Here is a 15859-nt window from a genome sequence, read left to right as displayed (position 1 = left end):
GAGAAAGCCCCAACGCTGTCAAAACCCAAATCTGGATCGCGGTCTGCACCTTTGTGCTGGTCGCTATTCTGAAGTATAGGCTGAAAAGTCTACACTCTTTGAACGAAATTTTACAAATAATGAGCGTTTCTGCTTTTGACAAAACGCCTGTAAATCAGTTGATTATGAAAATTGAATCCAAAAACCAGAACCCCGGAAGTCATAACCAATTGAATATCTTTGACTTATAACCGGACACTACTGAATAGCAATAGGTTTAAAGTGAAAGTATATTTGATTTTTACTATTAGTGCGCAGTATCTAAAAATGGTGACCTTGCTACTTATATTTTTTTTAAAAAAACTACGATTTAAATTGACAAACATGAGTCATTCCGAATTTTGGCTGAGGCAAAATCCAGACTGACTTTAATTTTAAAAGAGTCATTAAACAGCTGAAATAATGTGATTTATCCGACTATTTGTAGAAAACCCCATGATTTCTATTAGTGAAATCATGGGGTTTCATTTTTAATTATAAATTTAACGGTTGGTCATCCCGAATTTTGATTGTCATCAAAATCCGTAGTGACTCATCTTTTTATAATTACACAAGGCTTTTTTATTCTACCTCTACCTCCGTATCAGAAGCAACCGAAGCATTCATAGAAGTGCCAGCTCTTAAATCAGCGGTCTTTCCTTTGATAAAGAATCCTACAACAATTCCAAGGCCAGAAGTCAATAAGCCAGCACCAATTGCAATTCCCCAAGCCATACCTTTCTTATCCTGGCCCTCATAAATCATTGGAATACCGCTTACTTGTACCTGCTGCCCATCCACAACTTGCACACTTTGCACCTGTATTTCCATTTTCCCTGCTCTTCCAAAACTTTTAGGTTTTTCAATTTCTGAAATAATCGCACTACCAAGTGCTCCTGCGGGAATAAGTGTATTTTTTTGAACCACTACATTGTACTTCACCCTGACCATTAAGGTTTGACCAACATTCAAATTTTTTGAATTGTAATTTTGTGCAGCTTCAAAAATAATTGCTGTTCCAGCTCGTAATGTATATTCATTTCCATCTAGTTCGATTCGAATATCCTCTTCGATATGATAAGCGGGTAGTTCAACAAAATCCTCAACAATATTAGACGTAGGCGAAACTGGGGCATTATTTAAAATGGCACCATTAGCAGAAGTACTAAACAACATCAAACAAGCAAGGAACGTGGATAAAATTTTCATAATAATTAAATTTAAGTGTCAATATTTTTTTTCAAATTTCAAAAGCATCATATTTGCTTTCATACCGTTGGTGAGTTGAGCTAAAAAAAGGTGACTAGTTTTTTTTAGTTTTTTTTAAAAAAAATAATTCACACATCCTCATATCCGTTTTTTTTTGATTGCCTAATATTCCCATTTAGATCTCCCTATCTTCGCGCCATGAGTTCCTTCCTACAAAAAATGCAAGACGCGTTGGATGCCCGACAAGCACAGGGCTTACTCCGCCAGTTGCCCACACCTATTGGTGAACGGATTGATTTCTGCTCCAATGACTATCTGGGATTTGCTCATACGTTGAGGGTCGTTGCTCCTACCAGTGGAGGAGCTACAGGTTCAAGGCTGATTAGTGGAAACTCTGCTTTGGCGGAAGCTTTGGAACAACAGATTGCTGAATTCCATGGTACCGAAGCTGCACTGCTTTTTCCTTCCGGATATGCAGCCAACATCGGCCTCTTACCGGCAGTAGCCGGGCGAGGTGACACCATTGTTTACGATAAACTTATACACGCCTCTCTGCGAGATGGTATCCGCCTGAGTCGAGCCAAAGCATTGGGTTTTATCCATAACGACTTGGCGGATTTAGTTAAAAAACTGCAAAGCACAGAAGGGCAGGCTTTCGTCGTCGTAGAAAGCGTCTACTCTATGGATGGCGACCAAGCGCCATTGACAGATATCGTTAATATTTGCCAGCAGTATGACGCTCTTCTCATTGTAGATGAAGCGCACGGCACTGGTGTTATTGGCAAAAGAGGAGAAGGCTTGGTCGGTTCACTTGGTTTAGGAGATCAAATTTGGGCGCGTGTACATACCTTCGGCAAGGCTATCGGCAGCCATGGTGCCGCCATTGTGGGCAGTCAATTATTGAAAAGTTACCTCCTCAATTTTGCGCGATCTTTCATTTATGCAACAGCACTTCCCGACCATACTTTACTTAGTATTCAAGCGGCCTATTCGGCACTCGAACTGGGCGAAGAAGTAGCTCTTTTGCAAGAACGGGTACGTTATTTTCTAACCAACTGCCCCCCTGGTTTACGCAAGATCCTTATTCCTAGCGCCACACCAATCCAGGCTCTCATTTGTCCGGGAAACACACAAGTAATGAAGCTAGCTACTCATCTTCAAGAAAACAATTTCGCCATCCTTCCTATTCGCTATCCTACTGTGCCTCAAGGTGCAGAGCGCATCCGTATTTGTCTTCATAGTTTTAACACGAACGAAGAGATCGATAAGTTGTTAAATGTCCTGGCTGCTAGTCATCTTGTGTAAACAAGCGATGTGGGGAGGAGCTTTATGTTTTGTTTCCACGCTTGGCAGGAGGTGTTCGTTACACTTATCCCGACCTTTCGTCGGGATGCTCACTAGCGTTCGTGGGAGTGCTCGCTAATGCTCGCGCGTAGCGCAGTACTTTCTGCCACAGAAGAAAAATTTCAGACAAAAATTAATCCAAAAAAATATGCTACCCAAAAAATTCTTCGTCAGCGGTATAAGTACCGAAATAGGAAAAACTGTTTGTTCCGCTATTTTAGTCAAAGCCCTCGAAGCGGACTACTGGAAGCCCGTTCAATCCGGCGACTTGCACAACACCGACAGTATGAAAGTAGCCGCCTGGAATGGCTTGGCTCTCCCCCATCCTCGTTTTCATCCGGAAACACACCGATTGACCGAGCCTATGTCGCCACACGCTTCTGCTGAGATTGATGGTGTACATATTAAACTAAATGATTTCCAGGTGCCAACCACCGATAAAACGCTTATTATTGAAGGTGCTGGTGGCTTAATGGTTCCCCTCAATGAACAAGACACGCTCTTGGATTTGATGCGTGATTTACAAACACCAGTGATCTTGGTTTCCCGCAACTATCTCGGTAGCATCAATCATACCTTGCTCAGTATTGCCCAGTTACGACAGGCAGAAGTACCTATTGCTGGTGTTGTTTTCAATGGCCCTTCCACTCCTAGCACCGAGAGTATCATTTTGCAAATGACCAAAGTTCCTTTTCTGTTTCGTATTCCCGAACTGAGTGAACTATCTTTGCCCGCCATTGATGAAGCTGCTCGTCTCATCAAGCCTCAACTTATTGACACCCTAATGCATTAGTCTTTTCACCTTGTACAAAGTACCTTAAAATGTCTACCCTCACCCAACGAGACCAACGAGTCATCTGGCACCCCTATACCCAAGAAAAAACGGCTGCCCCTCCCCTTCCCATCGTTCGCGGCGAAGGCCCTTATCTGATAGGCGAAAACGAAGAACGCTACCTTGATGCGGTTTCTTCTTGGTGGGTCAATCTCCACGGGCACAGTCATCCCTATATCGCAGAGAAAATTTACGCCCAGTTGCTCACGCTGGAGCACGTTATTTTTGCGGGGTTTACACACCCTCCGGCGGTAGAAATAGCAGAACGTTTGCTTACGCACCTTCCTGATCAGCAGGCACGTATTTTCTATTCAGACAACGGCTCTACTGCAGTAGAAATTGGCATCAAAATGGCCCGCCAATATTTCTACAACCAAGGTAAAAAGCGTAGCAAGCTCGTCGCTTTTAACGAGGCTTTTCACGGAGAGACATTCGGTGCGATGGCTGCCAGCGGCGATCATGATTTCAACCGGGCCTTTCACGACGATCTCTTTGAGGTTTGGAGGATTCCCGCCCCTGTGGATGAACAGCGTACTCAGAAAGCGCTCGAACAGTTAGAACGCCACCTCCAGACTGGCGAAGTCTACGCTTTTCTTTTCGAACCCCTTATTTTGGGAGCCGGAGGTATGCTGATGTATACACCCCAAGTGCTCGATCAACTTATCGCGCTATGCCATCGCTATGATGTGCTCTGTATTGCGGATGAGGTAATGACGGGCTTCGGCCGTACGGGTACAACCTTTGCCAGTAATCAACTCCAAGAACAGCCCGACATCATGGCCATGTCCAAAGGGCTTACGGGTGGAACACTACCATTGGCCATTACCACCTGCAGTGAAAAAATATTTTCAGCATTCCTCTCTGAAGACAAACTCAAAGCCTTCTTTCATGGTCACAGCTACACGGCTAACCCCGTAGGATGTGCAGCAGCCTTGGCCAGTCTCGACTTACTCGAAAGTGAAGCAACCCAAGCGAATATTCAAAGGATCGTGAAACAACATGCTGCTTTCCGAACCAAAATTATATCGCATCCAGCCTTGCGCAGGGTTCAACAAACGGGCACCATTATTGCGTTGGAGTTTGCTACCCCCGAAGGCACTTCTTATTTCAATGACCTCCGGGACAAATTGTACTATTTCTTTTTAGAACGGGGCATTCTCCTCCGTCCCTTGGGCAACGTCATCTACATTTTACCGCCTTATTGCATGACCGAAACGCAGCTGGAAGAAGTCTATCTGGCGATTGAAGAAAGTATACAAATAATATCAACCTCAGCTACTCCCGCGTGAAGCAATCGAAAAGAATAGGTATCGTAAGCTGGGGAAGTACCTCCGCTTTAGGCCATCTCCCGGAAGATATTTGGCAGGCCTACCTCCAGCCAAAAACGGCGATCAAGCAACGTGATGATAGTTGGGTAGCTAGCCTACCGGCTAATACAGAAGACCGTATTCACAGCTTAAGTCAACAAGAAAAAGGCTATCATCGCCTCGATCGTTCCGTACTGCTGGCCATGTTGGCCGGGGAACAAGCACTACAGCGGGCAGACTGGAAAAGCAAAGGAGTAGAAAGTGGACTTTACCTTGGCTCTTCCAGGGGAGCTACAGGTAGCTGGGAAGCTTATTTTCAACAATTCCACGACCAAAAGGAGCGGTTATCTCCCCAAAGTTCTCCATTGACGACAGCGGGAAACCTCGCCACGCATACCGCCCAACACCTGGGTATACACGGCTTCACTTCCGACAACTCTATCACCTGTAGTACTGCTTTGCATGCTGTTGCGAATGCTGTAGCATGGTTAGAATCCGGGCGTTACAGCCAGTTTCTGGCAGGAGGTACAGAGGCACCGTTAACGCCTTTCACCCTCGCCCAAATGAACGCTTTGAAAATATATTCCAACCTTTCCGGCACCCCATTTCCAAACCGCGCCCTGGATCTAAACAAAACCGAAAACACGATGGTGCTTGGGGAAGGCAGTGCTCTTTTTGCGCTGGAAACAGCGGCAACTAAGCCCTTGGCTCACATAAGCGGCTTGGGCTACGCCCGAGAGGATACTGCAAGCTTAACAGCCATCTCTAAAAACGGCCTAGCCCTACAAAAAGCTATGGGTCAGGCACTAAGGGAAGCAGGAAAAAAAACAGTAGATGTCGTTATTTGTCATAGCCCCGGCACCCGCTTGGGAGATCTGAGCGAATCGCGGGCTATTCGTAGCGTATTTGGGGAAAATATGCCATCTTTGACTTCCAATAAATGGAAGTTGGGCCACACCCTGGGTGCCTCTGGAGGACTTAGCCTGGAACTCGCCCTACTGCTCTTAGAACACCAAACTTTCCTACCTATCCCCTACCTTACACCGACCGTGCCACCGAAGAACATTCGTAGCATAATGGTCAACGCCTTGGGCTTTGGTGGCAATGCCATCAGCCTAATCATCACAAAACCATAGCGAAAAAGACTTTAGCATGAGCGCAACAAAGCATTGGACACTCGAAGAAGTATTAGCCGTTTACAATTCTCCTCTCCTGGAGCTGGTTTATCGAGCAGCAACGGTACACCGTGAGCATCACAACCCGAGAGAAGTGCAAATCAGTACACTCCTTTCCATCAAAACAGGCGGTTGTCCCGAAGATTGTGGTTACTGCCCACAAGCAGCTCGTTATCATACGGATATTGAAACCAATGACCTCATGACTGTAGACCAGGTCACGGAAGCAGCTATCCGTGCCCAAGCCAGTGGAGCTTCCCGCTTATGTATGGGAGCAGCCTGGCGCAACGTCAAAGACAATGAGGAGTTTGAGCATGTACTAGACCTCGTACGTACCGTTAACAAACTCGATATGGAAGTGTGTTGTACCCTCGGCATGCTCACCGAAAACCAGGCTAAACGCTTGGAAAACGCCGGCCTCTACGCCTACAATCACAACCTCGACACCTCCGAGGAGTATTACAAGGAAGTCATCTCTACCCGAGGCTATGAAGATCGCTTGAAAACCTTGGATAATGTTCGAAAAACCAACATCACCGTTTGCTCGGGTGGTATTGTGGGGATGGGCGAAAAAGCAGAAGACCGCTGCGGTATGCTGCTCACCCTATCTCAATTGGATCCACAGCCGGAATCAGTTCCCATCAATGCATTGGTAGCTGTCGAAGGGACACCTTTGGAAGAGCAACACCCTGTTTCCATTTGGGAAATGGTTCGCATGGTCGCTACCACCCGCATCGTAATGCCCCGTGCCACCGTACGCCTTTCCGCTGGCCGTACTGAAATGTCTACCGAAGGGCAAGCCCTCTGCTTCATGGCAGGTGCAGGTTCTATTTTTGCAGGTGACAAACTTCTTACGACTCCTAATCCAGACTTACATTCGGATTTAGATATGTTCGACTTGTTGGGCCTCCAACCCACTCAAGCTTATAGTAAGCACGAAAAAAGAGAACCTCAGGCAGAAACAGAAAAGCCAGCAGCAGAACGCCAAATCAAATGGTCTCGTCCAAGTCATAAGATTGAAGCCAATGTAGCTTACGCAAATAAGAAGTAAAGGTGATCGTTTCGCTGGCGCTCATCCCGACGAAAATTCTGGATGAACGCCAGCGAACACAAATACGAGCCTAGCGAGTACCTCTGCGAGTGCAACAAACCATAAATACAGTGAACACTAAAAGGTAAGATTTCCCTCTTCCCCGGTATCTATACCAAAGCATCTTTTCATTTCGAATAAAAAGCTTTGGTTTGAAATCAACGACTACCTCCTTCCAGTTGCGTTTATGCCTCCTGTTTCTACTTTTTCTTAGTGGAGGAACACACTGTGTACTGCCCGCACAAGAACTGAGTAACAGCGTTTATGCTACTGCTACTGAAGGAGACTGTTGTTTTCAGTTTGATTATACCTACAATCTCCCCCAAGGGGTCACCAGTATTGAAACCAAATTAATCGGTACCGATATTACTTTTTCTGGCATTGACTATCCCTTAGGCAGTGGTTGGCAACAAACCGTTCTTCAACAACAAAAACGGTTACGCTGGACCTGGCAAGGCGGTGAACTCCCTCCCGGCGATCAAAATCTCTTCCAGTTTTGCTTGGCAGGCTGGAATACCACAGATAGTATTTCCTTGGCAGTTGTATGGCGCAGTGGCAATAATATTGTGCAGCGAGACACCCTACAACTAGCCTGTGGAACCTGCTGGCAAGCCGCCGACTATTCCTTTGAGTGCCTGCCGGATAGCAGCTATCGCTATCTTTTTACTTTTGTAAACAATAGCCCTTTTACCGTCGATCAAATTCAGGTTCGCGAGCCCGATGGGCAAGATTTAGTCTTTGAAGAAACCCTTTCTCTGTCCGGTAGCTTACCTCCTGGGCACAGTCAGTCTGGTTTGGCACTACACTTCCGTGCTGATGCCGCTTCCCTTGAGGAGATTTGCTTTTCCTTAAGCCCCAAGCGATACTTAGAAACGGGTATTGTGGTAGAATGCTGTACCGCAACTTACTGCTTTCCAATACCAGATTGTGACCATTGCTGTACCGCTTACGAAGACTTTATCATCGATACAGAACAGGGATTTTCACTGGCTATTGATTGCGAGAACACGCAAATTCGGCTGCAAGCAAATGCTTTAAACGATTGCGACCAAGTGGTCTTCACACTCACTGGTCTAGGCGCAGGAACCGTAGACGGTAACGAAGCCATCACTTTTGGTGGCTTGGCAGAAGACACCGAATATGAAATATGTATGACTGCCACCCGGCGGGATCGTAACGGTGAAAATTGCTATGAAACGGCCAGTCTCACTACTTGTGAAACTTTCTATTTCGACTGTGACCAATGTACCAACCCTGATCAAATCAATTGGGAGGACAGTTGCCCCAATTTCGTAAACCTCGTCTGTGGTTGCGACGGCATGACCTACCTCAACGCCTGTGCGGCCCTCAGTTGGTCGGGTATCCAGGAGTGGACCAACGGCCCTTGTGGCGACCCTCCCGTAGACAGTATCCCATTGATCGCGGAATTAAACGACGACCTTCAGGTACAACTTTCATGGACCAATCCAGGCATGACCGACTATCGCTATTTCCTGGTACAACGACGAGTATCCAATGGCCCCTGGTTGACACTTGCCGAGGTCAGTAATGCCACTTTTGCTTATTTAGACACCGCCCCACTGCTCCCGAACGTGGTCTACCGAATTGTTGGTGTCACCTGGCCGGGCAAGGTCGTCATCAGTAACCTTGGGGTAATTGGCCTAGTCGCTACCCAATCTCCATCCGATAGTAATGATGGCAAAGTATGGCCTAACCCTGCGGGTGACTATCTCAATATTTCCCTGTCTCTGTCCCAATCAATCGCCCTTCAGTTATGGACTTCCCAGGGAAAACTCCTCCTACAATTTCAAACAGACCATAATGGTTTTTTCCAGCTATCTACCGCTCATTTACCCGCAGGCTGCTATTTGCTGACCAGTAACATTGCGGGGCATTCGTGGCGAAAGCGGGTAGTTGTTATCCATTCTTAAGTACTTGGACAAAAGAAATAAGGTGCTTTTTAACAATTCCATGATCTCATTGTTCCTATTCCTTTTGGGGCTATAGCGGCCCCGCTTAGGCGGTGCGCTACCGCTTGTTCCGCTCTTAGTGCTTGCTGCGCAGCGCACTACCGCTTCACCAGCTTATCCTTGCGCCATCCTGGCACCGTGCTCCGGCCTAAAGGCCTGCGCATCAAAACTTAAGGTCTCACTTCGTCACTGCTAACGCAATAGCAAATGCTTCTACTGCATAATATCTTCAAGGTTTACATTTCACGTTAAATAAAAGCTTAGAGCTTGACTTTCGGCGAATGCCGAAAGTAGTAGAAGGATTAAAGGTAGAAGGTATAGGGATTTGAAACCGAAGGAGAATGGCTACCGTTTAATTTCCAACTTCCGCTTTTTTACGCCCTTGTTGGGAATTGATCCTTCTGCGTTTTCTGATCCCTGTACCCTGTACCATAGGCGCGCGAAGCAAGCCGAACTCTGAGGACTGAAAGGACGATCACCGAAGGTTATCCCTCTACGGACTTTTGCCGAAAGTCCAGATTACGTTATCGGAAGCAAATATCATCAATTCAAATTGTTGTTTTATTTTTTAATACAAACAAAAATACTATATTTGCATCGGAATTATTCCCCATCATAGGTAACTACCCCCATTTCTTGGGGCATTCAGAGGTATAAGTTTGGATATTGCGTGGCACTTGCTTCGGTGAGTGCATAAAGTACTATGGCCATGCCCCATGGTTTGGGAAGTGGTCGACGGCGACTGAGGCCTGGGTGGGTTGACCCTCCAGGGTCCGCCGATAACTATGGCCCGCATTCATTTTTAGAGCCTATTCTCAACATTCCTCTGGTAGAATCTAGCCTCCTAAAGTTTACATTTTTCAAGTGTTCTCTCCCTTATTTGCACCCCATTTTGCAGCAAATCAATTAGGTATCTAGCCACAAAGCTCCGCCAATTCTAACCACTCAGTGGAAATTCTGCTACGCAAGGTCCTTGGCCAGCAAAATAATATGGGAACCAGGGCAAACGCATCAAAAAGAGAGAAGCCTCTAAAAACAGGATAGAACGCAGATTAGCTTCGCTGATCGTCGTAAGCTCCTCAGAGTTGTCACCTCGTTCCTCAGAGTTGTCGCAAACTCCTCAGCGTTTACACAGATTTAAAGCCGTGGCCTATCCTGCCTAAAATAGTCGCCTTTGAGAGTACTTGCCTACCTGATACTACACGCTAAAAAAACAGGTAAATGGTCGGACAGTCCTCTTCTCTCCTCTAGTAGCTCACAGTCTCTTACAAAATCTACCCGGCCCGAACGGGAAAGTTCGACCACGTCCTCATCGTAGTAGATATTATCAATAGAATGATTCAGGTAATTGCCACGGGCACATTTCCTCTTGAGGGTTGTCGCCATATCAGATATGGAAGGTTGATACCCCACCTCATAGAAGGACATCCAAACGGGATGATCTTCCGTAAGATTGAAATCTCCAGCCAAGAATACCAACTCTGTAGCTAAACGTTTTTGATAGGATTCGAAATGGGCAATCTCCTTTTCTGGTTGCTTATCGTGGGTACGGGCATGAACATTTACAATATAAAAAGGAGCACCCCCAGCTTTTAATCGAAACTGCCCCAGATAGGGTTCTCGGTCGCATTCATCTGCCAGTTCGCTATCCAAATAAGGGCGGCCGACCAACTGTATTTTGGAAGATCGCCAAAGGAAAGCGTAGCGTTCGCTGATATGGGCAGAAGGGCTACGTGTAGGATTACTAACCCGATAGTCCCAGCGGTCGCCCATCCGGTTGAGTTCGTCTGCGAGTCGGGCTACGGCTTGTGCTCCGCGGGGATCTTTAGCGACGACCTCCTGTACTGCAACAAGGTCAAATTCATTGATGACCTCTGCTATGTTGCGGATTTCGACTTCATCTTTGCTTTGGCCCAGGTTCTGGATATTCCAGGTAAGTAAGGTGAATTCCTGCGCCTGCATAACAAAGAGAAGGCCATTGAATACCAATAGTAGAGACACGATGCGTCGCGTCGCCAAGGTTCTTTTGATGCAGCGCGTCGCCACGGCAGTTTTGATGCAGCGCATCTCTGCATCCAACCTGCTGGTCGGGAGGCCAGTGGGATATATCCTTGTAGTCTGGGGACTACAAGGAGCTAGTGCAAGAAAATTCATAAGAGGCATAAATTAGATTTTGCGAATATACCTTTTTCCAGTTTAGTGCGCAGAGCAGCGCTCGGAGCCCGACGGGCCGGCAGGGCCGTAACAGCCAAGGATAGTAGCGGTACCGAAGGTGAGAGCGAATAGCCTGGCCCCGACCGTCAGGTACGGGGGGATGCCTCAAAAAAATAATTTTAAAAATATTCATTGCTAGGGTAAGATTCCTTTTGCTGGTGCAATAGAGGGAAACAAAACCTAGTACAATGAAGCTACACCTAACGAAGATAATGTTGCTATGCTGCTCTTTTTTCCTCCTAGCGGGCAGTCTCTACAGTCAGGGGTGTGTCTCTGGCACGGTGTATGAAGATTATAACAACAACGGGCTACAGGATGCCGGTGAACCGGGACTTTTTGGGTGGACCGTAAATGCGGTATTGAACGACGGCATGAGCATAAGCACCACCACCAATATGGATGGACAGTACGAATTTTGTGACATCCAGGAAGGCACCGCTTATTTTGCGGTAGAAGTAATGGGAGCTGACCAGGTGTCTGTGCCTCCCATCATCAGTATTATTTACGAAGGGAGTGGCGATGTGCCAGAGCAAAATTTTGCCATCATTAGGCCCAGTGAACTGGGGAGCATCAGTGGTTTGGTCTTTTTTGACTTGAATGGCAATGGCAGCTATGATGCTACGGAGCCTATTTTATCTAATACCACTGTGATTCTAAGCGGCGGCGGTATGCCGGCAGGTGTTGTACAGGCTACGGGCCCGGATGGACGATTCTTCTTTAATGGCCTCCCTTCAGCCGACGACTATGAGCTTTCGGTAGCCGGAGGTAGCCCGAACACCTTGTGGGGAAGTCCTACCTTGATTAACTTGGGATTGGCGCCCGGACAAGAACGCAATGACCTGGCTTTTTACCGCGTCACTGCGCCTGGCTTTGGTAATATCCGTGACCAGGTTTGCTACGACTACGATGCTGATGGTGCGATAAATCCGGTATTGGAAAGAGGTATTAGCCTAGTGGACATCCGCCTGTTGAACCTACAAGGCGAAGTGGTCGCAACCACTCAGTCTGACGCTAATGGTACTTATAGCCTCACAGGGTTGCCCGCCGGTGAATACCAACTAGAAGTCGTTTATGACCCAGCAGAATTTGAGCCTACAACCCCTACCACTTATACGCAGAGTGTAGAAATAGATGCTACGGTGCAAGGTGGGCCGTTCTACCTGAACCCGCGCAACAAGCGCTTCCACTGTGGTATGGCGATTCATAGCTTCAGTCCGGTGAACAATGCGCTGGTACCCGGCCGAGTATTGACGGTGAAAGACATTAGGAACCATGCCCCCGCACCACGCGGTGTAAATGTGAGCTGGAACCCTACCGATATTGATCACCCCGATTGGCGGCAAAGCACGATGGGATCGGTCTTTGGTTTGACGACTGACAGTGAATTTCACGCCTTTGCCACCTCAGCACCCAGTCTCTTCTGGGGCAGCTACCCTATCACCAACGGTAATGCTGAAGTTTTTTGGATCAATGCCTATACCGGGCAAGTCACCGATTTTGTGCTGGCTGACGCCGGTGCCACTACTGTTGGTACCAATAAGATATTTAACAATGGCTCAGGCATCGGTAACATCACCTATAACGGTGACAACGAAGTACTGTATCTGACCAATCGTGCAGACGAAACCATTGTCGTCATTGCCGGCCTTGCCAATACTTCTGCGACGCCAGGAACCGTGATGCAGGTTTTCGATCCTACTTTTGCTGGTCAAATCGGTAGTGGACAGCAGCTTTTCGGGATTGCTTACCAAGGCGGCGAAGTATACTTTTCTCGCGACCCGGTAGGCAGCTTTACCCAAATTTATTCCTTGACCGTCAATCCGGCCACGGGACTTATCACTGGAACAGAAGCCTTAGAATTTAGTGTAGGAAACAACCGCGTATCGGATATTTCCCTAACTGCCGATGGCAGCAAGATGGTTGTTGCAGAACGAGGAGGTGCGCACGCTTCCAGTATTTTTCAGTACACCAGCACCGGCCCGGGATGGTCTGCACCTCAGCAAATATACATTGGCAAGCTAGGGGCCATTCACACCAACTCGGCGGGTGGTGTCGATTATGGCTACGATAGCTTCACGGGCGAGACCCCACCTGAAGGTGGTTGTGATACCGAAATTGCGATTACCTCTAATGCCCTCATCATGGTCTCTGGGCAGTACACTTATGGCTTTGGACTTGTGCCCAGTACGGGTAATGCTCCGGGAACTTACGCCGATTTGAATACCATTGCTATTGACACCGACGGCAGTACGGATGGATCGATCTACGTGAAAGGAACAATGGGTGATGTGGATATCTACGATTGTGCTTGCCCTATTGAAGATTGTGCTGCCGAAAATGGTCTGGAAATCATCCCTTCTTCACCAGAAAATCCTCAAGGAGTAGGTGGTTGTTGCCATATTCTGGACTTCATTAATACGGGGTCTCAAAATATTTTTGGCATCAGTTTCAACCTATTGGACGGCGCTGAATTCCAGCACGGATACGTTATCCCTCCCGGTTATAGTACGCCCAACTACACAGACAGTAGCATGGTGATTATCCCTACTGCTTTGGGGGCAATGCCGAATAACATCAATGGCTTACTCGATTTTTGTTTACAAAACGTGTACGCTACGCCTCAATACATGGTCATCAACTACCTGGACCAGAACTACGAAATTTTCTGTACCGATACGCTCACCTTTACTTGTCCGCCAGAGGCTCCTTGTTTGGAATACCTCAGCGACAGCCTGGTTTGTGACACTGCGGGTTATCTCTACACCATTGACTTTGAGGTACCACCGGGCAGCGACATCCCTGGCGGCATCGGCTACATCGACTTAAACCTTAATCCCAACACGTTGCCTGCGGGCGCGAGTATTTCCCCCACCGGCTATACTTTTAATCCCAAGCTGCAGCCCGGTGATCAGGTCACGCTGACGTACACGATCAACACGTCAGCGGACCTGTATGGGGATTCGCTTTGCGTAGCCATTACTGCACACGATGACGAAGAAGAGCGCCTCTGTTGTTTCGCTTACGAGGCTTGTATTCCGTTTCCGCTGTGTGACCCATGCCCCGATGTGAGTGCCGAAGTGAGACCTGTAACTGATGATCAATCGGAATATTGCTGTTTTGAATTACTGATCACGGATACTTTCAACCTTGATCCTAACCTCTTTACCAGCGTTCAGACCAATATCATCACGCCCGGCGTCACTTACGATGGCCTCAGTACGCTACCTGCCATTCTTGATGGTTGGACGCCCAACTTTGATAATCCGGCAGCACCTACGGCCATTAGTTGGAACCATAGCAGCGGTGTCGTGCCCAATAACACCAACTATAACCTGTTTGACTTTTGTGTAGAAGGTGTTACCAGCACAGATTCTATCCGGATCGAAATCAACTGGCTCAATGCCGACTCTGTGATCTGCCGAGATACGGTAGCGGTCTACTGTCCGTACTGTTTAACAGTAGTGGAAGACCAGTTGTACTGTGAGGCTAACGGCGACTATATTTATCAGTTTAGCTTTGTCAACAACTCTCCTTTTGGAGTAAACGCGGTATCATTACTCGATGCTAGTGGATACCCCGGTGCCGTTGGTAACCCTGGCGTATACATGCTGAATACTACCGTGCCTCCTGGAGGAACCTACAGTGGTAGTCTACCTGTGCAACTCAGCGGCCAACCCGGCGATGAGGTCTGCTTCGACATCGTTTTAAGACAAATCATTGGTGATGCGATCAATATCACGTGCTGTTATGCTACGCACTGTGTGACCTTGTTACCGTGTGATGAATTGCCGGATTTACCCTGTCCTGTGCTAGAGGTAGAACAACAACTTTGCACCCAAATTTATGACCCGGTTTGTGGTTGTGATGGCCGAACTTATGCCAATATCTGCTACGCAGAAAATGCGGGTATCTTTAACTGGACCGAAGGGCCCTGTGATCCTGTATTTGACGATACCGGTGTGATTATCCTTAGCGGAGACCCCGTGCAAGGCGGCGTAAACCTGGATTGGAGCTTAAGTGATGCTCCAGATAATTACGACTTCTTTGTCGTGCGAGAATCTATTGACGAAGGGAGTACTTTCCAGGAGGTAGCCTTCTTGTCTGCTACCGGGTTAGATCAATACAACTTCTTGCGGGTTACTAGCTCGGTGGGTAACCTTTACTACCAAATCCTGGGTATTACGACAGGTGGTGCGCTGGTTCCTAGCAATCAAATCACCGTCTTCCGCGAAGAAACGATGGGCCTCACGGTGATGAATGCCTACCCCAGCCCAGCCCGTGACCAGGTACACATTAGCGTCAACCGCAGCGGGCGGGCGGCGATTGAAGTGATCACCCCACAAGGGCAAATCAACCACCGCCAGGATGCCGACTTCCAAGGAAATCCTGTACCGGTGGAGCTACGGGCTATCAATGACGGCGTCTACCTCATTCGGGTACGCTTCCATGACGGCGAAGTGGTACAACAACGTGTGGTAAGAGTACGGGATTGATGGAATAGAATAATTTGAACCACCAAGTATGGCGCAAAGGCACTTAAGAGGAGGATCTTCTTAGGTGCCTTTGTGGTTTAAAATTAAGTGTTGCGCAAAAAAAGTTGTAGTCAATTTTCATGCAAAAAAATTAAACCCTAGCATGGAATAGATGTCAATCCTACATTTGTCAAAGTAAGCGACGGCGAATTACTAACTGTCGCTAAG

Annotated in this window: 9 protein-coding genes and 1 pseudogene; 8 read left to right on the top strand and 2 right to left on the bottom strand. The window is 47.4% G+C overall.

Annotated elements, in window-relative coordinates:
* A pseudogene (locus tag A3EU_RS34810) lies at positions 1–230 on the top strand (IS4 family transposase); the annotation flags it as partial.
* A gap of 370 nt (positions 231–600) precedes the next feature.
* On the opposite strand, the gene A3EU_RS0111295 reads toward A3EU_RS34810, so the two are convergent.
* Entirely contained in the window at positions 601–1227 is a 627-nt protein-coding gene (locus A3EU_RS0111295) for a hypothetical protein (RefSeq protein WP_020536274.1), read from the bottom strand.
* 219 nt (positions 1228–1446) lie between these two features.
* Here A3EU_RS0111295 and A3EU_RS0111290 point away from each other — a divergent pair, with 219 nt between their 5' ends.
* The 6 genes from A3EU_RS0111290 (at position 1447) to A3EU_RS30135 (ending at position 8906) form a co-directional block, all read left to right on the top strand.
* Positions 1447–2532, top strand: a complete 1086-nt coding sequence (locus A3EU_RS0111290; protein ID WP_020536273.1) for an aminotransferase class I/II-fold pyridoxal phosphate-dependent enzyme — start codon at positions 1447–1449, stop codon at positions 2530–2532.
* Positions 2533–2719: 187 nt separating this feature from the next.
* Positions 2720–3364, top strand: coding sequence for a dethiobiotin synthase (bioD, locus tag A3EU_RS0111285; RefSeq protein WP_020536272.1), 645 nt, complete (start codon positions 2720–2722; stop codon positions 3362–3364).
* A gap of 29 nt (positions 3365–3393) precedes the next feature.
* A complete protein-coding gene (gene bioA, locus A3EU_RS0111280) occupies positions 3394–4692 on the top strand; it encodes an adenosylmethionine--8-amino-7-oxononanoate transaminase (protein ID WP_020536271.1) in 1299 nt (432 codons plus the stop codon).
* Positions 4689–5846 (top strand): beta-ketoacyl synthase N-terminal-like domain-containing protein, encoded by a 1158-nt coding sequence (locus A3EU_RS0111275; protein WP_020536270.1) that lies wholly within the window; start codon positions 4689–4691, stop codon positions 5844–5846. The genes bioA and A3EU_RS0111275 overlap by 4 nt, the downstream gene beginning before the upstream one ends.
* A 16-nt stretch (positions 5847–5862) precedes the next feature.
* Positions 5863–6936: a biotin synthase BioB gene (gene bioB / locus A3EU_RS0111270; protein ID WP_020536269.1), complete on the top strand. Its 1074-nt coding sequence runs from the start codon at positions 5863–5865 to the stop codon at positions 6934–6936.
* Positions 6937–7127: 191 nt separating this feature from the next.
* Entirely contained in the window at positions 7128–8906 is a 1779-nt protein-coding gene (locus tag A3EU_RS30135; RefSeq protein WP_020536268.1) for a T9SS type A sorting domain-containing protein, read from the top strand.
* A gap of 1227 nt (positions 8907–10133) precedes the next feature.
* On the opposite strand, the gene A3EU_RS30130 is transcribed toward A3EU_RS30135, so the two are convergent.
* On the bottom strand, positions 10134–11108 hold the full coding sequence (locus A3EU_RS30130; protein ID WP_020536267.1) for an endonuclease/exonuclease/phosphatase family protein: 975 nt from the start codon (positions 11106–11108) through the stop codon (positions 10134–10136).
* 239 nt (positions 11109–11347) lie between these two features.
* Here A3EU_RS30130 and A3EU_RS0111255 point away from each other — a divergent pair, with 239 nt between their 5' ends.
* Positions 11348–15652 carry an SdrD B-like domain-containing protein gene (locus A3EU_RS0111255; RefSeq protein ID WP_083937374.1) on the top strand — a complete coding sequence of 1435 codons (4305 nt, stop codon included), beginning with the start codon at positions 11348–11350 and terminating at the stop codon, positions 15650–15652.
* Positions 15653–15859 lie beyond the last annotated feature (207 nt).

Origin of the sequence: Lewinella cohaerens DSM 23179, assembly GCF_000379805.1 — a bacterium.
Lineage (GTDB): Bacteria > Bacteroidota > Bacteroidia > Chitinophagales > Saprospiraceae > Lewinella > Lewinella cohaerens.
The sequence above is the reverse complement of the archived record's forward strand: the minus strand, read 5'-3'. Positions and strand labels throughout refer to the sequence as shown.

Bases quoted from the DNA above. Each gene is read 5' to 3' on its own strand.
- A3EU_RS0111295 (WP_020536274.1), bottom strand. From the start codon at position 1,227: ATGAAAATTTTATCCACGTTCCTTGCTTGTTTGATGTTGTTTAGTACT.
- A3EU_RS0111290 (WP_020536273.1), top strand. From the start codon at position 1,447: ATGCAAGACGCGTTGGATGCCCGACAAGCACAGGGCTTACTCCGCCAG.
- bioD (WP_020536272.1), top strand. From the start codon at position 2,720: ATGCTACCCAAAAAATTCTTCGTCAGCGGTATAAGTACCGAAATAGGA.
- bioA (WP_020536271.1), top strand. From the start codon at position 3,394: ATGTCTACCCTCACCCAACGAGACCAACGAGTCATCTGGCACCCCTAT.
- bioB (WP_020536269.1), top strand. From the start codon at position 5,863: ATGAGCGCAACAAAGCATTGGACACTCGAAGAAGTATTAGCCGTTTAC.
- A3EU_RS30130 (WP_020536267.1), bottom strand. From the start codon at position 11,108: ATGCCTCTTATGAATTTTCTTGCACTAGCTCCTTGTAGTCCCCAGACT.
- A3EU_RS0111255 (WP_083937374.1), top strand. From the start codon at position 11,348: ATGAAGCTACACCTAACGAAGATAATGTTGCTATGCTGCTCTTTTTTC.